General features: G+C 70.7%; 19 protein-coding genes, 1 tRNA gene, 1 other RNA gene and 1 pseudogene. 15 read left to right on the forward strand and 7 right to left on the reverse strand.

Annotation, left to right across the window (positions count from 1 at the left end):
* Positions 1–140 precede the first annotated feature (140 nt).
* Positions 141–548, forward strand: a complete 408-nt coding sequence (locus ABZT14_RS12655) for a helix-turn-helix transcriptional regulator (RefSeq protein WP_356300402.1) — start codon at positions 141–143, stop codon at positions 546–548.
* Positions 549–598: 50 nt separating this feature from the next.
* Here ABZT14_RS12655 and ABZT14_RS12660 read toward each other — a convergent pair whose 3' ends face one another.
* On the reverse strand, positions 599–2,728 hold the full coding sequence (locus ABZT14_RS12660; protein WP_356300405.1) for a TerD family protein: 2,130 nt from the start codon (positions 2,726–2,728) through the stop codon (positions 599–601).
* Between the two features lie 262 nt (positions 2,729–2,990).
* On the opposite strand from ABZT14_RS12660, the gene ABZT14_RS12665 reads away from it, so the two are divergent.
* The 5 genes from ABZT14_RS12665 to ABZT14_RS12685 all read left to right on the forward strand — a co-directional run bounded on the left by ABZT14_RS12665 (position 2,991) and on the right by ABZT14_RS12685 (position 9,526).
* A complete protein-coding gene (locus tag ABZT14_RS12665; protein ID WP_356300408.1) occupies positions 2,991–4,253 on the forward strand; it encodes a flavin-dependent oxidoreductase in 1,263 nt (420 codons plus the stop codon).
* A 132-nt stretch (positions 4,254–4,385) separates the two neighbouring features.
* The gene (locus tag ABZT14_RS12670) at positions 4,386–5,078 is read left to right on the forward strand and encodes a Crp/Fnr family transcriptional regulator (RefSeq protein WP_356300411.1); all 693 of its coding nucleotides are present in this window, start codon (positions 4,386–4,388) and stop codon (positions 5,076–5,078) included.
* A 268-nt stretch (positions 5,079–5,346) separates the two neighbouring features.
* Entirely contained in the window at positions 5,347–6,303 is a 957-nt protein-coding gene (locus ABZT14_RS12675) for a hypothetical protein (protein WP_356300414.1), read from the forward strand.
* Positions 6,300–8,507, forward strand: coding sequence for a hypothetical protein (locus tag ABZT14_RS12680; RefSeq protein ID WP_356300417.1), 2,208 nt, complete (start codon positions 6,300–6,302; stop codon positions 8,505–8,507). Before ABZT14_RS12675 ends, ABZT14_RS12680 begins: the two co-directional genes overlap by 4 nt.
* Positions 8,504–9,526: a hypothetical protein gene (locus tag ABZT14_RS12685; RefSeq protein ID WP_356300420.1), complete on the forward strand. Its 1,023-nt coding sequence runs from the start codon at positions 8,504–8,506 to the stop codon at positions 9,524–9,526. The genes ABZT14_RS12680 and ABZT14_RS12685 overlap by 4 nt, the downstream gene beginning before the upstream one ends.
* Positions 9,527–9,664: 138 nt before the next feature.
* Here ABZT14_RS12685 and ABZT14_RS12690 read toward each other — a convergent pair whose 3' ends face one another.
* A complete protein-coding gene (locus ABZT14_RS12690; protein WP_356300423.1) occupies positions 9,665–10,693 on the reverse strand; it encodes a glutathione S-transferase C-terminal domain-containing protein in 1,029 nt (342 codons plus the stop codon).
* A 911-nt stretch (positions 10,694–11,604) separates the two neighbouring features.
* Positions 11,605–12,033: a VOC family protein gene (locus ABZT14_RS12695; RefSeq protein WP_356300426.1), complete on the reverse strand. Its 429-nt coding sequence runs from the start codon at positions 12,031–12,033 to the stop codon at positions 11,605–11,607.
* Positions 12,034–13,088: 1,055 nt separating this feature from the next.
* On the opposite strand from ABZT14_RS12695, the gene ABZT14_RS12700 reads away from it, so the two are divergent.
* A complete protein-coding gene (locus tag ABZT14_RS12700) occupies positions 13,089–14,303 on the forward strand; it encodes a hypothetical protein (RefSeq protein WP_356300429.1) in 1,215 nt (404 codons plus the stop codon).
* 808 nt (positions 14,304–15,111) lie between these two features.
* Here the strand turns inward: ABZT14_RS12700 and ABZT14_RS12705 are convergent.
* Both ABZT14_RS12705 and ABZT14_RS12710 read right to left on the reverse strand, forming a co-directional pair.
* Positions 15,112–15,807, reverse strand: coding sequence for an HAD family hydrolase (locus ABZT14_RS12705; RefSeq protein ID WP_356300431.1), 696 nt, complete (start codon positions 15,805–15,807; stop codon positions 15,112–15,114).
* Positions 15,797–16,435, reverse strand: coding sequence for a GntR family transcriptional regulator (locus tag ABZT14_RS12710; protein ID WP_356300433.1), 639 nt, complete (start codon positions 16,433–16,435; stop codon positions 15,797–15,799). Before ABZT14_RS12710 ends, ABZT14_RS12705 begins: the two co-directional genes overlap by 11 nt.
* A gap of 49 nt (positions 16,436–16,484) precedes the next feature.
* Here ABZT14_RS12710 and ABZT14_RS12715 point away from each other — a divergent pair.
* Positions 16,485–17,155: pseudogene (locus tag ABZT14_RS12715) on the forward strand (site-specific integrase); the annotation flags it as partial.
* A 63-nt stretch (positions 17,156–17,218) separates the two neighbouring features.
* Here the strand turns inward: ABZT14_RS12715 and ABZT14_RS12720 are convergent.
* Positions 17,219–17,306, reverse strand: a tRNA-Ser gene (locus tag ABZT14_RS12720).
* A gap of 74 nt (positions 17,307–17,380) precedes the next feature.
* On the opposite strand from ABZT14_RS12720, the gene ffs reads away from it, so the two are divergent.
* From ffs to ABZT14_RS12750, 6 genes are all read left to right on the forward strand, one after another.
* Positions 17,381–17,475, forward strand: an RNA gene (ffs, locus tag ABZT14_RS12725) — signal recognition particle sRNA small type.
* A 44-nt stretch (positions 17,476–17,519) separates the two neighbouring features.
* Entirely contained in the window at positions 17,520–19,988 is a 2,469-nt protein-coding gene (locus ABZT14_RS12730; protein ID WP_356300436.1) for a DNA polymerase III subunit gamma and tau, read from the forward strand.
* 572 nt (positions 19,989–20,560) lie between these two features.
* Positions 20,561–20,869 carry a YbaB/EbfC family nucleoid-associated protein gene (locus ABZT14_RS12735; RefSeq protein WP_356301222.1) on the forward strand — a complete coding sequence of 103 codons (309 nt, stop codon included), beginning with the start codon at positions 20,561–20,563 and terminating at the stop codon, positions 20,867–20,869.
* Between the two features lie 79 nt (positions 20,870–20,948).
* Positions 20,949–21,548, forward strand: a complete 600-nt coding sequence (recR, locus tag ABZT14_RS12740; RefSeq protein WP_356300439.1) for a recombination mediator RecR — start codon at positions 20,949–20,951, stop codon at positions 21,546–21,548.
* Complete coding sequence (locus ABZT14_RS12745) at positions 21,541–22,203, forward strand: DUF5063 domain-containing protein (RefSeq protein ID WP_356300442.1); 663 nt, start codon at positions 21,541–21,543, stop codon at positions 22,201–22,203. Before recR ends, ABZT14_RS12745 begins: the two co-directional genes overlap by 8 nt.
* Before the next feature lie 111 nt (positions 22,204–22,314).
* On the forward strand, positions 22,315–23,208 hold the full coding sequence (locus ABZT14_RS12750; RefSeq protein ID WP_356300444.1) for an aminoglycoside phosphotransferase family protein: 894 nt from the start codon (positions 22,315–22,317) through the stop codon (positions 23,206–23,208).
* A 56-nt stretch (positions 23,209–23,264) separates the two neighbouring features.
* Here ABZT14_RS12750 and ABZT14_RS12755 read toward each other — a convergent pair whose 3' ends face one another.
* Positions 23,265–24,449 (reverse strand): pyridoxal phosphate-dependent aminotransferase, encoded by a 1,185-nt coding sequence (locus ABZT14_RS12755; protein ID WP_356300447.1) that lies wholly within the window; start codon positions 24,447–24,449, stop codon positions 23,265–23,267.
* Positions 24,450–24,721: 272 nt separating this feature from the next.
* Here ABZT14_RS12755 and ABZT14_RS12760 point away from each other — a divergent pair, with 272 nt between their 5' ends.
* Entirely contained in the window at positions 24,722–25,207 is a 486-nt protein-coding gene (locus ABZT14_RS12760; RefSeq protein ID WP_356300450.1) for a peroxiredoxin, read from the forward strand.

Raw genomic sequence — 25,207 nt, forward strand, 5'->3', positions numbered from 1 at the left:
CCCGATGTCCCGATGCCCCGGGGTTCCCGCCGTACCCAGGACGCCGATTCGCCGAAGGCTCCGACCCGTCGAAGCCCCGATTCGCTGAGGGCAGAGCGCTCACCCCTTCCCCGGCCCAACCGCGCCCCTACGCTGGGGAGATGACCCACCAGCAGCAGCGACCCGCGTCCGTGGTGCCCCTGCGTTCCCGGGCCGAGCCGCCGGAGGAACCCCTGTGGCGTGACCTGGTCGGCCGGGTACTGCGGCGGGAGCGGGTGGCCCGTGGCCTCCGGTTGCGGGACGTCGCCGAGAGGGCCCGGGTGTCCGTGCCCTACCTCTCCGAACTGGAACGTGGCCGCAAGGAGGCCTCCTCCGAGGTGCTGGCCGCCGTGGCGGACGCCCTGGGGCTGCGCCTGGTCGGGCTGCTGGCGCTCACCCAGGCCGAGTTGGCCCGCGCCACCACGTCCCACCTCGGCGGGGTGCACCCCCTGGCCGGGCCACGGCAGGCCCGGCCCTCCGTGCCCCCGGTCGACGGTCAGCCCCGGGCCCTGGCCCGTACCGCGGCCTGACCCGGGACCTCCACCGTCCGCCGTACGCCAGGGGTACGGGCCCGGGGTGGTCAGCCGGCGACCGGCCGGGAGGTGGCGCGGCGGCGGGGCTCGGCCGGTGGCAGGTGCGCGATCACGCTGCCGCAGAACCGGTCCACCGCCCCGTCCACGCTGCGGATGAACCCGGACTCGCTGTTGCCCCGCGCCGCCCCCATGCCCTTGAACAGCGACAGCCGGAACCCGGTGGGGTTGGAGCCGTCCGGCGGGAGGAGGTTCGCCGGCTCGGGGCGCAGCCGCTCCAGGGTGCCCCGGGGCCCGTTGCGGCCCTCCAACAGGGTCTCCACGTGCAGGTCGGCGGGCGCCTCGGCCAGGGAGCGGACCAGCCGCTTGGCGGAGCTGAGCGGGTAGCCGCCGACGGGAGCGGGCACGTCCACCGAGGTACGGAGCTTGCCGGTCCGCAGGTCGGCGGTGATCGCCAGTACGCTGCCGAACCCGTCCATGCGCAGTTCCGCGAACAGCCGCCCCTCCTGGCACAGCAGGTCCGCCAGGGTCGCCCGCCGCACGTCCGGGTCGGTGCTGCGCCGGACCCGCTGGACCGGCAGTACCTTCTGGCCGAGTTCGCCGCCCACCCGTAGACAGATCTGTCGGACCAGCCGCTCCCAGTTCTCCACCACCTGGACCGCCCGGGGGTCCCCCTCGCTGAGGGTCTCGGCGTCGATGCCGTCCCTGACCGGTACCCAGGCCGGGCCCATGTTCTGGAAGCCGTGGCAGCCGGAGTTCTCGTGCCGCAGGTACCGCAGCAGCTCGTCGAGCAGCCAGGCGTGCGCGGCGTTGCCCACCCCCTCGTGGCGGATCAGCATCTGCGCCTGGTGGGCGACCTCCGCCCAGGACAGGTGCCGCAGGGCGACCTTGTGCCGACGCCGGCCGTCGGTCTTCACCTCCACCGGGGGCCGCCCGTCCAGCACCACGTCGTTGGACAGGGTGATCACGGCCTCGTAGCCGCGACGGGTGGCGATGTCCACGTAGTCCTGGACCTGTTCGGGACGCAGGGCGTTGCCGTTGGTCTTGGTCTCCACCAGGGCGGTCCACAGCTTCCCGGCCCGCTCCACCCGGATCACCCCGTCCGGCCGTCGGGGGCTGTCCCCGTGCGGCAGCGACACCTCGGTGAAGGTCTGCATCCGCCCGGCCGGCGCCCCGAACCCGGCCGTGAGCCGGCGGCCCAGTTCCGGTACCTGGGCCATCACCGCGAGCAGTACCGAGGTGGCGCGGGCCTCCCGGTCCCGGTCGGTCTTGAGGTGGGGTACCGGGAAGAGGCAGGAGGAGCGCCAGGCCTCGTTCTCGGCCAGTGACCGTACGGGGCTCCGGGGAACGGTGACCTTCCTCTTGACGGTCCGTGGGCGCCGTCGGGGCGCGGTGGGCGGTTCCGTGGCCGCCGTGACCGGTGCGGGTTCGCCTGCCGGGGCGGGCACCGGTACGGACGGGGCGGTGGCGAGCGCGGTCGCGGGGGAGGTGCCGGACAGAGGGGCGGGGGAGGGGATGGTCACCCCCAGGTCACGGGCCGAGTCGGACACGGCGTGGGACGCGCCCTCGGTCCGGGAGCCGGCCGGGACGTCGGGCGCCGGGACGTCGGTCATGGCCTCGGCCGGGGTGTCCCCCTCGTCGTCCACCTCGATGCCGAAGTCGGTGGCCAGCCCCGCCAGCCCGGACTCGTAACCCTGCCCGACGGCACGGAACTTCCAGCGCTCACCCCTCCGGTACAGCTCGCCGAAGATGAACGCGGTCTCCACCGAGGCGTCGGTGACGGCGAAGCGCAGCAGGGCCTCGCCCGCCCCGTCGTCCAGCCGCAGCCACAGGTCGTGCAGGTCACCGAACCGGTCCCCGCCGTACCGGCTGGCGGCCACCACGATCCGCCGCACCTGCGGGGGCATCGCCACCAGTTCCAGGCTGATGCGGTCCTCGCTGCCGTTGTCGGTGGGCGCCTTGCCCAGCAGTTGCACGCTGCCGTCCGGGGCGGTGGGGTGGTTGTAGAAGTAGAAGTCCGCGTCACCGCGCACCCGGCCGTCCTCGTCCAGCAGCAGCACGGACACGTCCGCGTCACCGTTGCCGTCGGGGCTGCTCCAGCCGAGGCTGACGATCACCGAGCCGGTGTCCTCGCTGAGTTGGGCCAGGTCGACGTTGCCGCCCTTGGTCATCACACGCATGAGCCTTCTCCCCTCCGGGGCAGGACGCTCTGGTCATGTGGGGCTGACCGGTGCCCTTGGTGACATAGCCGCCGTAACCAGGATGCGGCGGGTGAGCTGACTATACGTCTGCCGCCTTGTGGAGCAGGGGAGTTGAGGCCGATTCGGTACCGGGCCGGCGCACCCGGGAAGCGGTACCCCACCCACGCCGACCGGTACCCCCCGCCGCCCCGGGTCGCTACCGTGTCCGCCCAACGCCAGTGAGCAGACCGAGGGGACCAGGGTGGGCAGCGAACAGGTCGGAACGCTGATCGTCGGGGCGGGCATCGCGGGGCTCAGCGCCGCGCTCAGCCTGCACGCGGCCGGGATGGGCGAGGGGGTACGGGTGGTGGACGGTTCCCGCCGGCTGCTGCCCCTGGGCGCCGGCATCAACCTCCAGCCGCACGCGGTAAGGGAGTTGACCGAACTCGGGCTGGGCGAGCGGCTGGCCGCCGTCTCCGCCGAACCCCGTCGACTGCGCCTCACCGACCGGCACGGCAACCCCGTCGCCGAACACCCCCGGGGCCGGGACGCCGGCTACCGCTGGCCCCAGCTCTCGGTCCACCGGGGCGCCCTCCAGGAACTCCTGCTGGAAGCGGTACGGGAGAGACTGGGCCCCGGGGCGATACGTACCGGCCTGGCCCTGGAGAGCTACCGCCACCTCGACGACGGGGTGGCCGTGACCCTGCGGGACCGCGCGAACTCCGACGCCCCCGAGGAACTGCGGGCCTCGGTGCTCCTCGGCGCCGACGGACTGCACTCCGCCGTACGGCGACAGCTCCACCCCGGCGAGGGCGCGCCCCGCTGGAACGGTATCCGTATGTGGCGCGGCGTCACCCGCGCCCCGGCCCCCTTGGACGGCCACACCATGGTGATCGCCGGCAGCTACCGCCCGGCCCGCGCGGTGGTGTACCCGGTGGGGGATGGGCAGGTCAACTGGGTCGCCGAGGTACGGGTGTCGGAGCCCGGCCCGCTGTCGGACGCCGACTGGTCGCGGGCCGGCCGGCTGTCCGACGTACTGCCCCACTACGAGGACTGGCGCATCCAGGGCCTCGACATCGGCCGGCTGCTCCGGGACGCCCCCGGCATCCTGGAGTACCCGATGGTCGACCGCGACCCCCTCGACTCCTGGGGCGAACACCGGGTCACCCTGCTCGGCGACGCCGCCCACCCCATGCTCCCGGTCGGCTCCAACGGAGGCTCCCAGGCCATCCTCGACGCCCGGGTACTCACCTGGCACCTCGCCCACCACCGCGACCACCCCGAGGAGGGGCTGCGCGCGTACGAGCACGCCCGGCTCAAGCCGGTCAACGCCATCGCCGCCGCCTGCCGTGACATGCCGGTGGACCGCCTCCTCGACACGGTCGCCGACCGCGCCCCGGACGGCTTCGCCCGGATCGAGGACGTCCTCACCGCCGACGAACTCACCGGCCTCCGGGGCGCCATGCGCCGCACCACCGACATGGACGTCGAGACCCTCAACTCCGGCCCCTCCTGGAGCGTGTGAGCGGCGGCCGGCCCTTCGGTACCTCCGGGCCGCCGACATCCGACAGCGCACCCGACCGGTGGACTCCCGGTCCGGGCGGCGAGTCCTCACGAGTGACCACGGACCGGCCACTCGCTCCCTAGAGTCGACGCCATGGCGGACACGGACAGCGACGGCAGGGACACGCTCTGGCCCAGCCGCACACTCAGGGACCTGGCCGGCCGGGAGGTCTGGGACGAACTGGTGCGGTGCTCCTACCGGAGGCTCCACGGCTCCGGGGAGACCGTCCTCCAACAGGGCGCCCCCGGCACCCATGTGCTCGTGGTGTTACGGGGGCTCACCAAGGTGGTGCGCACCGAGCGAGACGGGGTGCGGAAGATCCTGGCCTTCCGGGGCCCGGGAGAAGTCCTGGGGGAGATGGCCGTGTTGGACGGAGGGGGGCGACTGGCCAGTGTGGAGACGGTCCTCGCCTGCGAACTCGGGGTCGTCGACAAGGACGCCTTCGGACGGTTCGTGGAGGCGCACGACCTGTACCCGGTGCTGACGCGTCACGCGCTCACCCGGGTCAGGGAGTCCGCTCAGGCACAGGAGGGCGAATGCATGGTCCGGCTGGCCACCCTGCTGCTGCGCGTCCTGGACCTCTCCCCGACGGCGACGAGCGGCCCACAGCAACCGGTCGAACTCGCGCTCACCCGGGAGGAGTTGGCCGAGTACCTGCGAGCGAGCCGCAACACGGTGTCCAAACACCTTCGGGAACTGGAGTCCCTGGGCGTGCGGCACAGCCGCCGCAGCGTCGTGGTGGCGGACCGGGCCGCCCTGGGCCGCTTCGTCGGACGCTTCGGCTGAGCCACGCCCCCCACGGCGATGTGATCCGGGTCACCGGAGTTCCGCACTGGCGGAGCGGAGAACCCCGCAGCGGTTCGCGAGCCTCAAGGGGTCACACCACCCGCCCCGGGCAGTGCCGTGGGGGTCGACGGGAATCCGTGCGCGTTCCGACGACGCCGCCGGTCACGGCGATGTACGTCGTCGCGGAACGCGACCTCCCGCGACCCGAACGACGCTGCCCCCGCCCCCTCCCGGGGGTACGGCGGGCCCCGTCTCCGAAGGGATCGCGATGTCCTCCCACCCGTACGACTCCCCGGCACCCGCACACACCCCGCGCGTGCTGCCCAACGTCGAGAGCCGTGAACTCCCGCCCTACCGAGGCCTGGTGGCCGTCGACGCCAAGGACTTCACCGGACACCAGGCGATCGAGCACGGCTCCATCAGCGAGGCCATCCCCGAACTGCTGCGAGCCTCCCTGGAACGCGCGGAACTCCCCGACGTCTGGGAGGGGCGGCGGTTTCCCAACTCCACCGGAGACGGCTACGTCTTCGGATTCGAGCCCGCCGTGCTGCCCTTCATCATCCACCCCTGGTTGAGGGTCCTCCAGGAGGTCCTGGTCGAGTACAACGTCCACTCCCTCGGGGTGCGCCCCATCCGCCTGCGGGTCAGCCTGCACGTCGGCCCGCTCCCGGACTCCGGCCGGGAGTCCGACGGAAACGGCACCCCCCGGAACGACACCCACCGGCTGCTCGACTCCCGCCCGGTCAAGGCCATGCTGGCCGCCTCCAGCCAGAACGTCACCCAGGTCGCGGCGATCCTCTCCGACCGCTGCTTCCAGGACGCGGTGGTCAGTGGCTACACCGGCCGCCACATGGACCACTTCATCGAGGTCCCGGCGACCGTCGAGGGCAAGACCTTCGCCCAGCGGGCCTGGCTCTACGTGCCCACGCCCTCCGGCAACCTCTACGACCGCCGCGTCATCGGCGACCAGGTGGTGGACGACCAGGAACGCGGCCGTTCCTCGGAGGACCCGGCCCCCGAGCCCTCGGAGCGCGGCGGCCGAAGGTCCTCGGTGACCACGGTCAGTGGCGACGGGAGCAACCTCAACCTCGGCACCGTCCACGGAGGGCAGAGCGTGCACACCGTGGACGGCGGCGGGGACTACGTGGCCGGCAACAAGGCCGGCACCGTCCACGGCACCCAGGGCGACAACGTCCGGGGCGACAAGAACGTGGGGCGGTCATGAGCACGTCCGGGCGGCAACCGGAGTCCGGTGACGCCGAGAACGACGTACGGGGGGAGCCGAGGGACGAACAGGCCGGGCCCGCCCCGGAGGACAAGGGCCCGAACTCCCCGGAGCCGGACCCCGAGGAGTGGGAGGAGGACGACGGATTCGACAGGTTGATCACCAGGGTGGTGATCAACGCGCAGGGAGGGAACGTCAACGCCGGCGGCGTCCTCTACGGCGGCCAGCGGGCCGCGCACCACACGGGACGGGAAGGCGACGCCGGCCGGAGGGTGCAGGCCCGGGAGGGCCCCATCCCCGCCGACGAGATCCTCGGGGCACGGCGTGGGTTCGCCGAGCCCGACTGGTTCGCCGAGGCCCTGCGGGTGCTGGACGGGCGGATCCTGTTCCTCGCGGGGGAGCCGGGGAGCGGGCGACGTACCGCCGCCCTCAACCTGCTGTACCGACACAGCGGCGGCAGCCTGGCCCTGAGCGCGGTGGACAGCGACAACGACCTCGCCTCCTGGAAGCCGTCGGACTCCGACATCCGCGGGTACCTGATGGATGGCCGGCTGCTCAGACAGGCTCCCCACCCGGGACTGGTGGGCACCCTGCGGAAGCTTCTCGAGGGGGCCGGGGCCAGGATGCTGGTGCTGCTGCCGGACGACCCCGAACTCCTCCGGGAGTGGGAACGGGAACTCCACATCAGCCCGATCCGCTGCCAACCCCCGCCCCCGAAGCGGATCTTCGAGGCGCGTCTGATGGACAGGGTCCCGGACGAGGAGGAACGCGAGCGGCTGCTGTCCTCGCTGGATCCAGGGTTGCTGGACGAACTGCTGGTGCCCGAGCTGGCACCCGCGGAGGTCGCCGAGTTGGTGGACGCCCTGGTGCGTGGGGACGGCAGCGCCCAGGGCACCGACCTGCGGGACCAACTCAGCTTCCTGGCGGAGAGCGAGGCTCCCAGCCTGATCAGCAAGCTGCGCGAGGACCCCGACGCCCTGGCCTTTCTGTTGGCCCTGTGCGTGTTCGAGGGCTTCGACCACCGGATCGTCAGGGAGGAGGCCGACCGGCTGCTGGCTCTGGCGGACGGACGCCTGGACCACCTGCTGCCGCCGCCGGAGGGGCAGGCCTGCACCGGACAGGAACAGCTCCCCAACCCCCGGTTCGTCTTCCGCCGTTCCCTGGACGACCTGCTGCACCGTGTGCGGGCCTATTCCGGCGAGACGGAGGTGCGGAGCGCGGCCTCCTTCGACTACACCACCGAACCGGTCCGCTTCACCCGGCACCGCAAGGCCGAGGCGGTGCTGCGGCACGTCTGGCGGCAGTACGGGCAGCTCTCCGGGCTGCTCACCGAATGGCTGGACCGCGTGGACACCCGGTACGGCCTGGCGGAGCCGGTGGGCCGGGTGATGGGCATGGCGGCCGGCTGGGGCGGAGGTCGGCAGGCCCTGAAGCACATCCGCCACCTGGCGCACTCGGAGAAGGCCGGCAGCCGGTCTCTCGCCGCTTTCGCCCTCGGGGTGGCCGCCGAGGACCCGGTGCTCGCCAGTGAGGTCAAGTACCGCCTGCGTAACTGGAGTTACAGCTCGAACGTGCATGTGCGCTCCACCGTCGCCCTCACCTGCGGGACCGAGTTCGGTCAGGCCCGCCCCGAGTGGGCGACGGGACTGCTGCGACACCTCGTCCGCAGGGACGACGACGAGTTCGGCCCGGTGCAACGGGCCGTCAGGGACGCGCTGACCCGCCTGTTCGCGTCCGGGGCCCAGGCCGTGGTCTTCGCCCAGGCCACCGAGTGGATCGTCGAGGAGGGCCGGCAGACCGCGCTGGCCCTGAGGACGATGCCGCGCCTGCTGGTGAACGGCACCTGGTTCCAGGAGCAGCTGGTGGACGACGGTGAGTACGCCCAGACCATCGTGGCCCTGGTGCACCGGTGCCTGAACGAGGAGGCGACCGCTGAGGACACCACCCGCTGCCTGTTGTACTGGTGCCACAGCGGCGCCTGGAGTGACCGTCAACACCGCGCGGTGGAAGTGCTGTTGACGGCTCTGGCGCGGGACATCGGGCCGGGCGAACTGGGCCTCTTCCACGAGATCGACCGCCGGGAAGCGGCCGTACTCTCCGGCCGTCACATCGCGGAGGCCGTGCTCGACGCCTGGAGGAACGGCCAGCCGGTGCCCTCCGACTTCCCCCGCACCCACACCGCCGCTGACGGGAGGACGACGTGAACGCACACCACTCCATCCACCCCATCCACTCCATCCACGAAGAACCCCTCTACAGGCTGGCACCCCACTCGCCCTGGCGGGAGCTGGTGCGGCACCGGTGGTCGGGGCGCCGGGACCGCGCCCTGGTACTCCGGGACCAGATGGGCACCCACTACCTGTGTGGTGCGGGTCGGAGCGAGCCCCGCGACCTCAAGGCACTACCCGACACGGACGGCTACGGAGGCCTGGAGCGGCCGGACCCCAAGCCCCGCCTGTTCCACCGTTACCAGTCCGCCTACCACGTCGACCTCGGCGAGCGATCGGGAACGCGCAACGTCGCGTTGCCCACCGCCGCGGGGACCGAGTCACTGGAGATCCACTACCTGTGGTGGGTGGGTGACCCGGTACGTGTGGTGCGCTCCGGCTGCGCCTTCGGAACCCAGTCCGTACGGGCGGACATCGATCGGCGGCTCCGGGGGCTGGACCAGGACCGCGCCAGCCAAGGCCGACCCCTGCGGATCTGGGAGGTGACCGAAGAACTCGACGGGCGGCTGGAGTTGGAGGGCCCGGGGCTCGTCTACCGGGTGACCGACGTACGGGGACTGGAAGCGGAGACCGAACTCCGACTCGGTCCGTCGGGGGAGAGCGGCCCGCCGTACTCCTGGACCGCCAACCGCCGCGAGGACTACACGTTCTGCCTCCGCGCCCTGCGGGACGGCCCGGCCTCACTGGCCGCGATGTGGCTGGTGCGTCACCCGGAGCAGGTGAGCCAGGTCCTCGACTGGTCCGTCTCCCACGGTGAACTGCTACGCGGGGAGCCCAACTGGGAGGACCAGGTCGCCGGGATGCTGGCGGCGCTCACCCAGCCGGAACGGGAGGAACTCTCCAGGCTGCTACGGGACCGGCTGGTCGCCCTGGGGAGGCGGGTGCCCGGCGCCAAGGGAGCCACGAGCGGGCCGAACGGCCGGGCACCGCACTCGGGCCGGGTCCCCCGCGCGGAGACGGCCGAGGACTCCGGCGTGCCGTGGGCGACCCACTGAGTACGGTGTCGGGCCCCAGGTGGGCCGCGACCGGGAAGACGTACCGATCCCGGCCCCTCCTGGAGCGTGTGACCCCGGGTGGGGACGACGGTCGAACCGCCGTCCCCACCCGGGGGTTGGCTCAGGGCGCCGGGGCTGTCAGCGCTGGGGGATCTCGTTGGCCTCGCCCGGGGGCGCGGGCGGGGGCGGGGTGCCGTCGCCGAAGGGGCGTCCGCCCAGGGCCTCACGGCCGTGCGGGGTGAGCCAGCCGGACAGGTCGGGCCCGGCGGGCACCACCTGGGTGGGGTTGATGCCGGTGTGGACCTCGTAGTAGTGCCGCTTGATGTGGTCGAAGTCGACCGTGTCACCGAACCCCGGGGTCTGGTACAGGTCGCGGACGTACGCCCACAGCACCGGGTCCTCGGCGATCTTGTTGCGGTTGCACTTGAAGTGGCCGTGGTAGACCGGGTCGAAGCGCACCAGGGTCACGAACAGGCGGATGTCGGCCTCGGTGATGGTGTCCCCCATCAGGTACCGACGGTCGGCCAGCCGGGCCGACAGCTCGTCGAGGCGACGGAACACGTCCTCGTAGGCCTGCTCGTGGTCGTACTGGTGGGTGGCGAAGCCGGAGCGGTAGACGCCGTTGTTGATGTCCTGGAAGATCCCCTCCATCAACTCGTCCATCTCGTCCCGGAGCGGCTCCGGGTAGAGGTCGGGGGCGCCTTCACGGTGCAGCGGGCGCCACTCCTCGGCGAGGTCGAGGGTTATCTGCTGGAAGTCGTTGGTGACCAGCTTGCCGGTCGGGATGTCCACGATGGCGGGGACACTGACCCCGCCCGGGTAGCCGGTCTCCCGCTTGTCGTACGCCTCGTGCAGGAAGCGGATGCCCAACACCGGGTCACGGTCGTCCGGGTCCAGGGTGAAGCGCCAGCTGCGGTCGTCCTGGATCGGGTCCACGACCCCCAGGGAGATCGCGCCCTCCAGACCGAGCAGCCGGCGGGAGATCAGAGCCCGGCTCGCCCACGGACAGGCCCGGCTGACCACCAGCCGGTAACGGTCCGCCTCCACCGGCCAGCCGTCCTGACCGTCCTGGGTGATGCGGTCGGTGAAGTGGCTCCTGGAGCGCTTGAACTTCTTCCTGCCGTACTCGGTGTTGCCCTCATGGGCGCCTGCGGCCGTGCCGCTCATCAGCGCGGCTCCCTTCTGTCACGGGTGGGGTCACCTCGGTCGGACGGTGGGCGCTGGACGGTCAACCGCCACCCGTCCCACCTTGCCCCGCTCCGGGAGGGCGCGCACCAGCAGGCGCCGGAGCCCGGGCGCGGGCCGGCCGTGGCGGTGTCCGCGCGCCGGCGCACACCGGGCAACACGAGCACCCCACGGTCGAGTTGTCGAGGGTACGGGGTATCCGTGACCTGAGGGGCCCCTTCCGCCGACCTCCGGGAACAGGGCCCTCCGGCCACCCCGACATCCACGTACGGGGGAGGCGGCCTGGCGCTGGGCCACCCCCCAGGACACGGTGTCCCCGGCACCCGCCTCCGAGGGAGGGGACTCCCGTCCCTGGTCGGGGCGAGGTCGGGGCCGGGGAGCGAGTTCGGGCCGGGGCCGGGGCCGCCCCGTGCTCCGGTTACGTGGGCTGGGCGGCCCGTCGGCTTCTTCCGTTGCCGGGGGCTGCCTCACCGCCCTGTCCGTTGCCCAGGGCTGGGGTCCCTTGAGGCCGCTACCTCGTCCCCGCTGCGCGGGGGTTCCCTTCCCGTGCCCTGTTCGCTGGCGGGGCGGCACTCCCTGTGCCTCCCCCGTGTCTGGTCCTCTGCCCCTGGGGGACCGGGCTCCCCTCTGGCGTCCTCCTCCAGCGGGTGGGTGCCCCCGGGTCGGGGTCGGGTCGGGGCTGTGCGCGGCAGGGGCCAGGCGCGGTGCGCGCACGGTCACCTCGGGTGGCGGGGACCTCCCGGCGCGGTACTCCGCCGGGCCCCCGGTCAGCCACCCGCAGGGGAGCTGGTGCGCCCACCCCGCAGAGGGGCGCCTGGTCGCTGCTCGGGCAACGTCCCCGTACCGGCCGACCAGCGACCGGGAGGCTGGGGGCCGGTCGCCCCCAGGGGACGTCAACTCGCTTCGGACAGCGGGGTGTTGGGGCCCCAGCGGCGTTCGGTGAGGACCAGGCGGTACCCGTCGGGGTCGGCCAGGGTGACCCCGCCCTGGTCCCAGTACGGGTTGTGCGAGGGGACGACCCTGCCCCCGTACTCCACCGCCCGGGCCACCCGTTCCTGGTCCACCGGTACGCCCAGGTAGATCACCAGCAGGTCGTCCGGGGTGGGAGAGGGGGCCACCCGCTCTCCGGTACCCCGGGTCAGCTCCAGGTGCCACCCGCCACCCGGTGGGCCCACCATCAACAGGTCGTGCTCGCCCTGTTCCGGTCGGCCCGATGCCCGGAAGAGCACGCTCAGGCCGACGCCCCCGGTGTAGAAGCGTTCCGCGGCCTCCAGGTCCAGTGAGGGGCGTGCGATGCGGATGGTGTGCTCCGCTGCGATCATCTGCTGCGTCCTTCCGGTGCGTGACCCGTGGGGTGCGCGGGGTCGGGGTTCCCCACTGTCCCGGAACGAGGCCAGGCGGCGGGCCAAGATCAGCCCGCATTCTGGTACCGGTGCCCCCCGTACTCAACCGCGATACCTCCTCGGGCCCCACCCCGTGAGCCGCCAACTGGCCTTGCCACACAGTGGCTGGCCCAAGTCGCCCCCGCATCGAGGAACCGGTAGACGAGGCCGAGTCCTGTCCCGTCGAAGAGGTGCAGGGCCTCCTCCTGACCGAGGTGAACCAGTTCCCCGACAAGGCCTGTTAAACGCTCGTGCTGGTGCGCCCCGGTCCACCGGACGACGGGTTGGGGCTGCGGTGTTCTGACGTCGACCTGGAAGCGAGTGGATTGTCGACCGAGGGCCGGGCACCTCCGTGCGGATGCGGGCCAGGTGTCTGTACGACCGGTCATGCTCAAGGGCATCGCGCGAAAGCTCGCGGAAGTATTACGCGACGTAGGGCCCCACCGCCTTGGCGGTGGGGCCCTACGTGACAGCCCGGTGAAGGCTGGGCGGAGGATACGAGATTCGAACTGGTGAGGGGTTGCCCCCAACACGCTTTCCAACTGTCCGCATGGCCGTTCAGGGGCGTCCGTGGGGGTTCACGGGGCAGGTCCGATGGGGTGCGCGTACGGCGGTGAACGGTGGCGTCCGCCAGTGCACTGGACAAAGACCAGCACAACGAGCGGCTCAGAACACTGAGGCCTCTGCTCAGACGCGAGGGACCAAGCCGACGAGCTCCGCCCCCTTGTGGTTGCCCACGATGAAGGCGAAGCCGTGACCGGTTCTACGCGCGAAGTCGACTCGTAAGTGCCCGCCCCGAGTACCAACCGGGCTTTCGCGATCATCCCTGTTCCGGCTGGACGGCTACCGCCCCGTGGATCTGCTGCCGCCCGTTCGACCTCCCGCGATGCCGCACGTTGGCACAAAAGCTCCCGCACTCAGTATGAAATATGGCTGACAATCGCATCTTGCTTGCGTCATCCTGTAAGGGGTGCAAGGTGACCAGAGGGGGGCAAATGTGGAAGCTTGATGAATCCCGTCGCCAGTTCTACGTCGACTGTGGTAGGCCAGAAGAGAATTTCTGGAAGACGTTATTCGAGCAGGCGGAGCGGCAGGAGCTCGTAAGAGATGGAAAATATGCTGAATTCCTGAAGTGGAATCCGGAACACTCTAACTGTCCGGAACTTAATGATGTCACGAAAGCTTTGATCGAGCTCGCCCCAGTTGAATGGAAGGCGACTATGCGCAACATCTTTGTGGCACGAGCTTTCAAGGGGGAGGCAAACGCAGAGGCGTCTTCGTTTAGAAGCGCTGGAATTATCGAGCTGAACTACGGCTTTACCATGGCCGCTATGATCTATACAACACTCTTCAGTCATTTCTGCGACTCCATCCTCACTGCGGGGAAGGAGGTGGATTTTTGCGATGACGACACGGATGTCACCATGATGATTTTGGAGGAGATCGAGCGTTCTGCCTTCGAGCCCATCGATGTGACTGACCAGTCTCTTCAAAGGTGGGCGGCCGAACGCCACGTGCGCCCCACTCACGCTCTTCAGATTGACTTGCCTCATCGTAGGAGTAAAAGTGACTACTTCAACTTAGTGGCTGCAGTCGAAGAATTCGTGGTTGCTCATGAATTCTGTCACCATATGCTTGGGCATACGGATTCTTCATTCCGTCACTCGCGAACTGCCAGAAAAACCGTCGAAGGATGGTTGCAGCGAATCGGCATTCAAGAACTTCTTGATGATCTGAACGAGGATCAAAAAGATGAGGTGGAAGCTGACGTCGGGGCCTTCCTTCTGCTGTCTGGAGTGTTCACAGAAACTGCATCTCGGCCCCGCACCTATCGAGCCGTCGGCGGCTCCATGCTCGCTCTAGTGGCATTGGCGCACGTATCGGAGAGTTGGATCTCCCGGGGTGAGGGGGAGACGCATCCTGATTTCTTGACTCGGTACGAAATAATGTTCCGACTGGTCAGGGAAGTTACTCTGCAGATGCCTATGGGTGAGATCGGTGATCACCCTATGGGTTTTATGATCCAGCTTCGCGGCTTCATCTCTGCCGTCCTGCAGACGTGGGCATCCAAGGCTGGCGCAGATTTGGGTAGGCCGAATTTCCTAAATATCTTCTCATGGATGACGGATCAAGGGAGTCAGTTCATGAATGAACATCAGATGCATAATTGCGTCTCCACGGAAACGGCTCCTGGCCCCCAGGAGGTCTAGGGCTCAGTTATCAGAGGGCCGGCGTTCCGCGTCTGGCCGGCCCGAGCGCGCGATGCCCCTTAGCTCAGAATCTCCTCAAGTCCACTTCAGGAGGACTGGCATCCCGCCAGGATCGATGCCATGAACGTTGTCGACTGGGGCAATGTCCCAACCTGGATCAGCGCTGTCGGCACTACCGGTGCCCTCAGCGCCACTGTCGGCATCATCTGGCGCGATCATCGCAAGGCAGAGCGGGCGGACGCTGCCGCCTTGTCCTGCTGGGAGATCCCCTTGCAGGGGGGCGACTCAGACAGTTTGGCGATCTTGCACGACAACATTCACGTCCAGAACAACGCCGCACGGCCCGTCTACGACCTCGTCGTCCTCACCTGGTCAGGTGTCACCGTAGAGTTCGGCCCCACGCATCTCGTGCAACGCGTACTCCGCCCCGGTGAATGCGTCGGAGCCCATGTGCTCCCCTCGGCAGATCCTCTCGGCCCCGAACCTGTCGCTGTCGCCTTTCGTGACAGCGACGGAGCCCACTGGCTACGTGACCTGTCCGCCCAGACTCTGCACCCACGTAACGTCACGCCGAGCGTTTTCCAGACGAACGTCTTGACCCGAAGTATGGACAAGGCGCGCCAGCGCAGTGCTCGGGCTAACGCCCGCATGGCGGAGGAACGGCATAGCGGGAGCGGCCTCGTTTTCTCCAGCACGGCTCCTCCATGGAGGTGGCCGCGGCGCATATGGACATTGCCCCGCCGCCCCGTGGGCTAGACGCTCCGGAGTCCGGACTGGTTACACGACAGATCAGGCCGTACCCGGATTGCTACCTGGGGCTTGATGTCAGAGCGTCGGCCACAGCGGTCATGTTGGTGGCCACTGCATCGGCCCCTGCCTCAGCCAGGGCAAGGTCCTTGTGTGACTTGTTGGCGAAGTCGATGGACATCGCGCCAGCAGCGCGAGCGGCTTCGACGTCTGTCACCGAGTCCCCGATGAGTGTGCAGTGATGGGGGTGCACGCGAAGTCGTGTGGCGGCGAGCAGCAATGAGTGTGGGTCGGGCTTCATCAGGTCCGGCCTGTAGGCGGCGCGTCCGATGACCTCGTGCACCAGGGGGCGAAGGCCGTGCAGCATCAGGAACGCCCGCACGCAAGCTGTGGAATTGTTGCTGACCACGGCGACCTTTCGCCCAGATGAGTACGCCGCTTCCAGAGCAGCGACCGCGCCGGGGATGGGCGGCCCCGCGACCTTGACGGCTGACACTTCGGCTTTGGTCAGTGATTCTTCGATTGCCCGGATGACTGGCTCGCCGCCCTGCGTGGCAAGGCGCAGGATCTCCATTGGGTCATCGATACCACCCGCCTTACCGCCAAGCGTCGCGTCGTGCCGGGCCGCGACCTCCGAGAGTTCCCGCGCGACACCGGGGGCGGGCCGACCCGCGAACACGTCGCAGATCGGCCCGTCGAAGTCGAACAGGACTCCGCTGGTGGCTGTGGCGATCTCGGCGAGCGTGCTACTTCCCATCAGGGTCAAGGTCCCTTCCGATGGTGTTCCAAACGTTGTCGAACCACATGAGAGCCTGCTCGACCTGCTGAGCCCCACTCGACGATTCCCCCTCGTTCACGGAGTAGTGGAACAGCGTGGCATCCGCCCCCACGAGGTCGTAGATCTCGATGACCTCCCCTTCTGCGACCACCTTGTTGGGGCGGATGGGGTAGTACCCGAAGAATGCGTCTTCCTGGTTGATCACATACAGCTTGAAGAGCTGCGTCCCGCTGTGGACCCGCACGCTCACGTTGGTCTCCGCCGCCAGCCCGAGAACGCTTAGTTCGTGGATGGAGTTGGTGATGCTTCGAGTGAAGCTGACCATCATGTCGTGCATCCGACGGCGTAGGCGCGGGTCGTCCGCCCCGTCCTCGCGTCGCACGGGCGCGGCGTGGGGCACCGACATGTCCGGCACCAGGATGCGGATGTTGATGCTCGACGGGGTTAGCCGGCCGACGCGGATCTTGTCGATGGGCTCCTGAAGAGCGCTGTGCAGGGTCTCGCTGGAGAACCCGGCGAAGTCAATCGAGACGTTCGTACTGGCAAATGCCTGCTCCACGTACGGGCGGAGACCAGCCGGCCGCTCGGTGCGGTTGCGGACGTACACGCCGCTGCCCTTCCGGGATACAACGAGGCCCTCATCTTCCAGGTCCCGGAGCGCCCGTTGGATGCTGGCGCTGGCGCTCGGACTGCGGCAGGGCGAGACGCTCGGACTGCGCTGGTCTGACGTTGACCTGGGCAACGAGTACCTGAAACTGCGCCGGAACCGTCTGCGACCCCGGTACGAGCACGGGTGCCCGGAAGCCTCACCGTGCGGCCGGAAGGCGGGGTACTGCCCAGGCAAGGTGCAGGTCCGGCGCGAGACCAAGAACACCAAGTCCCGAGCGGGTCGACGCGCCGCGCCCCTGCCGGGCCCGCTGGTCGCCATGCTCCGTGCACATGCCGAGACGCAAGAGCGCGAGCGCAAGACGGCCGGCGACCTGTGGACCGATTCGGACTACGTCTTCACCAAGCCGCTGGGTGGCCCACTAAGCCCGAACACGGACTACCACGACTGGAAGCGACTGCTGGAAGAGGCGGGGGTTAGGAACGCTCGGCTGCACGACGCCCGGCACACAGCTGCCACCGTGCTCATGCTGCTCGGTGTCCCCGACCGCGTCATTGATCAAATCATGGGGTGGGAACGGGGCACCTCCGCAAGCATGCGGGCGCGGTACCTCCACGTACCGGACGCCATGCTCAAGGACGTCGCCCGGAAGATCGCTGATGCGATCTGGGGGCCCCGGAAACACCCGCTGTGGACAAAAACCAGGACAACGAGGGCTGAGGACAACGTCGAAGGGCCCCACTGTGAGGTGGGGCCCTTCGACGTATTGCCCGGTGAAGGCAATGGCGGAGGATACGAGATTCGAACTCGTGAGGGGTTGCCCCCAACACGCTTTCCAAGCGTGCGCCCTAGGCCTCTAGGCGAATCCTCCGCCGCAGACCATACAAGACTTCGGGTGGTGCTCGCGAACTCGTATCCCGGTCGGGGCATCGGGTAGGGTTTGGCCCAGCCCCTCACGCGGCGCTATCTGACTGAACTCCCCCAGGGCCGGAAGGCAGCAAGGGTAGGTTGGCTCTGGCGGGTGCGTGGGGGGCGTTGCCGTGCTTGGGGCGGGTTGTCGGTGGAGGCCGATATCGTCGTACCCGTGTCGTCCCTCGCCTTGTATCGCCGGTACCGACCCGAGACCTTCGCTGAGGTCATCGGGCAGGAGCACGTGACCGATCCCCTGCAGCAGGCGCTGCGGAACAACCGGGTCAACCACGCGTACCTCTTCAGCGGGCCGCGTGGGTGCGGCAAGACGACCAGCGCCCGGATCCTGGCGCGCTGCCTCAACTGCGAGCAGGGGCCGACCCCTTCGCCCTGCGGGGAGTGCATGTCCTGCACGGACCTGGCCCGCAACGGGCCGGGGTCCCTCGACGTGATCGAGATCGACGCGGCCTCGCACGGAGGCGTGGACGACGCGCGGGAGTTGCGGGAGAAGGCCTTCTTCGGCCCCGCCTCCAGCCGGTACAAGATCTACATCATCGACGAGGCGCACATGGTCACCTCGGCGGGCTTCAACGCCCTGTTGAAGGTGGTCGAGGAGCCGCCCGAGCACCTGAAGTTCATCTTCGCGACCACCGAGCCGGAGAAGGTGATCGGGACGATCCGTTCCCGTACCCACCACTATCCGTTCCGGCTGGTGCCGCCGGGAACGCTCCGCGACTACCTCCGCGAGGTGTGCGAGCGGGAGTCGGTCACCGTGGACGACGCGGTGTTGCCGCTGGTGGTACGGGCCGGCGCGGGTTCGGTGCGGGACTCGATGTCGGTGATGGACCAGTTGCTGGCCGGCGCGGACGAGGGTGGCGTGAGCTACGCCATGGCCACCTCGTTGCTGGGGTACACCGATGGGGCGTTGCTGGACGCGGTGGTGGACGCCTTCGCGGCCGGCGACGGCGCGGCGGCCTTCGAGGTGGTGGACCAGGTGATCGAGGGGGGCCACGACCCCCGCCGGTTCGTCATCGACCTGCTGGAGCGGCTGCGCGACCTGGTGATCCTGGCCGCCGTGCCCGAGGCGCGGGAGAAGGGGCTGATCGACGCCCCCGCCGACGTGGTGGAGGGAATGCAGCGCCAGGCCACGGCCATGGGCCCGGCCGAGCTGAGCCGCGCGGCCGACCTGGTCAACCAGGGGCTGACGGAGATGCGCGGCGCCACCTCCCCCCGGCTGCAACTGGAACTGATCTGCGCGAGGGTGCTGTTGCCGGCCGCGTACGGCGACGAGCGGGCCGTCCAGGCCAGGCTGGACCGACTGGAGCGGGGCGTCGCCGGGCAGGCCGCGTCCTTCGCCGGCGCCCAGGGGGCACCCCCCGCCAGTGCGCCCCCGCCGGCCGCCGTGCCCACCGGAGGCCCCCCGCCTTCCGCCGACCCCGCCACCGCTCCGCAGGAGTCGGTGCCCCCCGGCGGGGGGCCGGCCGCCGCGCGGGCCGCCCTGGCCGGGGGAGCCCGGGGTGGTGCACCGGCGCAGCCGTCCGAGGCGTATCCCCCCGAGGCCCAGCCCGAGCGGGGCGACCCGGTGCCTCCGCCCGAGGAGAGCGCGGCGGAGCCAGGGCCTCCGCCCTACGACAGCGGTCCCGAGCCGGCTCAGCCCGAGGCCGGTGGGGCCCCGCCCCAGTCCGTACCGGGCGGTGCTCCCCCGTCGGGGGGAGCGGGTCCCGCGCAGGAGGGGGCCACGTCGGGGCAGGGGCGCCGTCCTGGTGCCTGGCCGGGGGCCGCGCCTCCGGGTGGCCCGCCCGCCACGGGCGAGGGTGCTTCGGGGGCCGGCTCGGCGGAGGGCTCCACCGGGGCTCCGGCGCGTAGGCCCGGGGCCTGGCCGGGGTCGCGGGGGGAGACGACCGGTGGGGGCGCGCGACCTTCCGAGGGCGCCCCCCACGCACCCCAGACCGAGCCCCGGCCCCCGTCCGCCCAGCCCGCGCCGGCCACCCCGCCTCCGGCGACCCAGCCGGCGGGCACGGTGCGGCAGGGCGACGCGCACCAGGTGCGGCAGATGTGGCCGAGGATCCTGGACGCGGTCAAGGGCCGGCGACGTTTCTCCTGGATCCTGCTCAGCCAGAACGCCCAGGTGGTGGGCTTCGACGGCACCACCCTGCAACTGGGCTTCAGCACCGTGGGGGCCCGGGACAGCTTCGTCAACAGTGGTAGCGACGACGTGCTGAAGGAGGCCCTCAGCTCCTCCCTCCAGGTCCAGTGGCAGGTGGAGGCCATCGTGGACCCCGGTTCGGGGCCACCGCCCGGGGGAGGCGGAGCGCCCACCGCACCGTCGCCCTCCTCCGGCTTCGGCGGGGCCGCCCCGCCCCCGGCCCGTTCGGAACCGTCCACCCAGAGCGGGGGCGGGGAGCCCTCGCCCGAGCGGGGTTCGGGTGGTTCGGCGGCTGCCCGGCAGGCCCTGGCCACCGCCCAGGCGGCCGGCCCCTCGGTGCCGGAGGCGCGGCAGCAGACGGAGCCGGCGCCGACGCCCTGGGAGGACGACCAGCCGGCGGAGGACGACCCGGACCTGGAGGATTCCGCCCTGGCGGGCCACGAGTTGATCATCCGCGAGCTGGGCGGCACCGTGATCGAGGAGTTCCACCACGAGTGACGGCCGGGCCGCTGTGCCGGTCCCGGAAGGGGCTCGAAACGGCGGGCTCGGGGCGGCCCTGCGCCCGAGGTTCCCCTCGGCTCGCCCCGGGGTACGTGGACGACTCCCGGAGCGACCCGGCCCGTTCTCCCGCTTTCGAGGCAGCGTGAACCTCAACCCCACGCTCGCCCCTGCTCGTCCCGCCGCCTCAGCCGACCCCCCGCCCACCCGACCCACCCGTGAAAGCCGGACTCAGGGTGGAGCCGCTCCGGGGCGCCCCCGTGCCGTGTGCCGTGGTGGCACGGTGCGCGAGCCTCTCGATGGTCCGGTCCTGACGACCCTCGCCAGGGGGACCCGAACGACGCTCTTCGGGGGGAGGGGCGCCTACGCCTGTGGGAGGGGCGGATCTCGCACTCGCGGGGGAGGGCGACCCAGGCGGTCAGCACGTAGGCTCAGTCGAGTAGCCGAACCGGGGGCGGGAGCCGGCCGAGCCGGACCCCGCCGGAGTTCGGGTGCGGGAGACAGCACAACGCCCGTCCAAGACGTCGACAAGCCAGGAGTGGCCCGTGAACCTCGGTGGCGGTCAGCCCGACATGCAGCAGCTGTTGCAGCAGGCCCAGAAGATGCAGCAGGACCTCGCCGCGGCCCAGCAGGAGCTGGCGGAGACCCCGGTGGAGGGGTCGGCCGGTGGTGGACTGGTGAAGGCCACGGTCAACGGATCCGGTGAGTTGAAGGGTCTGGTGATCGACCCCAAGGCCGTCGACCCGGAGGACACCGAGACCCTGGCTGACCTGGTGCTGGCCGCCGTGCGCGACGCCAACAACGCCGCGCAGGAGCTGCAGCAGGAGAAGCTGGGCCCGCTGGCCCAGGGGTTGGGTGGAATGCCGGGCCTCCCCTTCTGACAGCCAGCCAACTACCGTACGCAGAACCGAGACAGTGTCACCGCGGACGCGGGGACGGTCCCAGGATGGGAAGTAAGCCGTGTACGAAGGCGTCGTTCAGGACCTCATCGACGAACTGGGCAGGTTGCCCGGCGTCGGTCCCAAGAGCGCCCAGCGCATCGCCTTCCACGTGCTCCAGGCGGAGCCGGCCGACGTACGACGGCTGGCGCAGGCGTTGACCGAGGTCAAGGAGAGGGTCCGGTTCTGCTCCATGTGCGGCAACGTCGCCCAGGAGGAGCGGTGCCGGGTGTGCCTGGACCCGCGTCGCGATCCCGCGGTGATCTGTGTGGTCGAGGAACCCAAGGACGTGGTGGCGATCGAGCGCACCCGTGAGTTCCGGGGGCGTTACCACGTGCTGGGTGGCGCCATCAGCCCCATCGAGGGCGTGGGGCCGGACGACCTGCGGATCAGGGAACTGCTCGCCCGGCTCGCTGACGGTTCCGTCACCGAGCTGATCCTGGCCACCGACCCCAACCTGGAGGGGGAGGCCACGGCCACCTACCTGGCCCGCATGGTCTCCACCATGGGCCTGCGGGTGACGCGGTTGGCCAGCGGTCTCCCCGTCGGGGGAGACCTGGAGTACGCCGACGAGGTCACGCTGGGGCGTGCCTTCGAGGGGAGAAGGTTGCTCGATGTCTGATGCCACGCTCAACACCATCAAGAACAGTCCCGACGACTTCGCTGTCTCGATCTGCGACCAGGTCGAGAGCTTCCTCGTGTCGGTGACCGAGGTCGCCAAGGGTGACGAGCCCAGCAGCGCGGTGCCGTACCTGCTCCTGGAGGTGTCCCAACTGCTGCTGGCCGGCGGCAGACTGGGCGCGCATGAGGACATCGTGCCGGACGAGCGGTACGAGCCGGACGTGGGCCCCGAGCCGGACGTGGACGAGCTGCGGGAGCGACTGGCGGCCCTGCTGGACCCGGTCGACGTCTACTCCGAGGTGTTCGACCCCTACGTGCCGCGTACGGCGCCGGTGGCCTGCCGTATCTCGGACGACCTGGCGGACGTGATCACCGACCTGCGGCACGGCATGGCCCACTACCGCGCGGGGCGGATCAGCGAGGCCCTGTGGTGGTGGCAGTTCTCCTACCTCTCCAACTGGGGACCCACCGCCAGCGCCGCGCTGCGGGCGCTCCAGTCGTTGGTGGCGCACGTACGTCTGGACACGCCCCTGCACGAGCTGGACGGTCTGGACACCGACAGCGACGCCGAGGACGACGACGAGGCCCTGGAGGCCGAGGCCGGCGCGGTGATGGCCGCCGAGATCGCCGCCCCGCTGGGCATCCGACACGACTGAGACCTGCGGTGGGAGCCGCCGCCGTACGCCCGCCGGCGTGCGGGCGGCGTCCCCGTGGCGGAGCGCGATAGGGGTTTGACCCCGCCGTTTCGCCGGGGTCGACTGTCGGCCATGACCGCCACCGAGCAGGACGCCGCACCCCTCGTGGACGAGGACCTCGTACGACGACTGGTCGCCGAACAGTTCCCCGGATGGGCCGGGTTGGCGGTGCGACGGTTCCCCTCCGGGGGCACCGTCAACGCGATGTACCGGCTGGGCGACGACCTGGTGGTACGGCTGCCCCTGGGGGAGGGCGGGGCGCCCGACGTACTGCGGGAGCAGTGGTGGCTGCCGCGCCTCGCGCCCCGACTGCCCACGCCCGTCCCCGAGGTGCTGGGCGAGGGCCGGCCGAGCGGGGAGTACCCCTGGCCGTGGTCGGTGCACCGGTGGCTGGAGGGCGCGCACCCCGAGGCGGGGGCACTGGACCAGCCACGGGCACTGGCCCGTGACCTGGCCGGGTTCGTCCGGGCGATGGGGGCGCTGACCCTGCCCGACGCCCCGACGGCTCACCGTGGCGGTCCGCTCACCGCCCTGGACCGGGATACCCGGGCGGCCGTGGAGGAGTTGCGGGAGATCCCGGAGGAGGGCGTCGACTGCGAGGCCGTACTGGCCGTGTGGGAGGACGGGTTGCGGGCCCCGGAGTGGGACCGCCCACCGGTGTGGCTGCACGCCGACCTGATGCCGGGCAATGTGCTGGTGTCCGCCGGCCGGCTGTCGGCGGTGCTGGACTTCGGCTGCCTGGGGGTGGGCGACCCGGCCTGCGACCTGTTCCCCGCCTGGAACCTGTTGCCCCCCGAGGGCCGCGAGGTCTTCCGGGAGGCGCTCGACGTGGAGGAGGCGACCTGGAGGCGGGGCCGGGCGCGGACCCTCTCCCAGGCGCTGATCGCGCTGCCCCACTACCGGCACGGCAACCCGGCGATGGCCGGCAACGCCCGCCATGTGATCCGGGCGGTGCTGGAGGACTGATCCCGGAGCCCGCCGCCTCCGGTCGGTAGTGGCCGAGTGCCCCCGGCCCCGAAGGACTACCGGGCCAGGGTGCGCAGGCGTTCGGCGGCCTGTTGCAGGACCTCCTGGCGCTTGCTGAAGGCGAAGCGAACGAAGGGGGAGCCCTCTTCCTGGTGGTCGTAGAAGACCTGGGTGGGTACGGCGACCACTCCGCAGCGTTCGGGCAGGGAGAGGCAGAACTCGATGCCGTCGGTGGCGCCCAGGGGGCGGATGTCGGCGGTGACGAAGTAGGTGCCGGCCGAGTGGAAGACCTCGAACCCGGCTTCCACCAGGCCCTTGGTCAGCAGGTCCCGCTTGGCGCGCAGGTCCTCCCGCAGCCCGGTGTAGTACGTGTCGGGGAGGGCGAGCGCCTCGGCCACCGCGTACTGGAAGGGGCCGGCCGAGACGAAGGTGAGGTACTGCTTGGCGGACCGCACGGCGGTCACCAACGCGGGGGCGCCGGTGACCCAGCCGACCTTCCACCCGGTGAACGCGAAGGTCTTGCCGGCCGAGCTGATGGTGACGGTGCGTTCCCACATGCCGGGCAGCGAGGCGATGGGCAGGTGGGTGCCGTCGAAGGCCAGGTGTTCGTAGACCTCGTCGGTGACCACCAACAGGTCGCGCTCGCGGGCGAGTTCGGCGATGGCCGTCAGCTCGTCCCGGGACAGGACGGTGCCGGTCGGGTTGTGGGGGCTGTTGAGCAGCAGCAGCCGGGTGCGGTCGGTGACGGCCGCGCGGAGTTCGTCCAGGTCGAGCACGAACCGTCGGGTGCCGTCGTCGTCGGTGTGGGGGCGCAGGGTGACCGGTACGCGCTGGCCGCCGGCCATGGCGATGGAGGCAGCGTACGAGTCGTAGTACGGCTCCAGGGCGATGACCTCGTCACCCGGCTCGACCAGGGCCAGCAGGGTGGCGGCGATGGCCTCGGTGGCGCCGGCGGTGACCAGTACCTCGGAGTCGGGGTCGACCTCCAGCCCGTGGAAACGGGACTGGTGGTCGGCGATGGCCCGGCGTAGTTCGGGGACGCCGGGCCCCGGCGGGTACTGGTTGCCCCTGCCCTCGCGCAGTGCCTGCACCGCGGCCTCGCGTACCTCCTCGGGGCCGTCGGTGTCGGGGAAGCCCTGACCGAGGTTGATCGATCCGGTGCGCAGGGCCAGGGCCGACATCTCGGCGAAGATGGTGGTGCCGAACTCGGCCAGGCGGCGGTTGAGCAGTGGGCGGTCCATGACGGCAATCCTGCGTGACCTCTCCCGGTTACTCAACCAGGCGGGCGGGCCCGCTCGCAGGCCGTGGGGACGCGCCGCCCGACCGCGCCGCCCGACCGCCGCCCGGTGTCGACGACCGCCCATCGGTCACCTTCCGGGCCGCTAACCCGGAGGGGGTGGCGGAGGGCGGAGGGGCGGGGAGGAGGATGGTGCCGGCCCCCCTCCCCGGGCCCGCCGGGTCGCGAGGTGCGGGTGGGCCGTGTCCGCAACGCCGTCCCCAGTGAGGTAACCAGGTGTCCAGCTCCCCCGAGATCGGCGCGCCCGTCCCCGACTTCACCCTGTCCGGCGGCCGTTGGAACGGCGAGTCCTTCGAGCGGGCCGACTACACCCTGTCCGCCCAGCGTGGTCGCAGCCTGGTGCTGGCCTTCTACCCGGGGGACCACACCAGCGTCTGCACCCGCCAACTGTGCGCCTACTCCTCGGGGTGGGAGCGCTTCGCCGAGCTGGACGCCGAGGTGTGGGGGATCAGCCCACAGGATGTGGACAGCCACGAGGGGTTCGCCCGGTCCCAGGACCTGCGGCTGCCCCTGCTCGCCGACACCGGCCGCACCGTCACCCGGAAGTTCGGGGTGGCCCTGCCCGGCCTGGGGCTGCGCCGCTCGGTGTTCCTCGTCGCCCCGGACGGCACCCTGGCCTGGCGGCACATCGCCCTGCTGGGCATGACCTACCAGCCCCTCGACACCCTGATCGCGCGTCTGGCCGAGGTGAACCGGGCCTGA

The sequence above is a fragment of the Streptomyces sp. NPDC005438 genome, assembly GCF_040606315.1.
Lineage (GTDB): Bacteria > Actinomycetota > Actinomycetes > Streptomycetales > Streptomycetaceae > Streptomyces.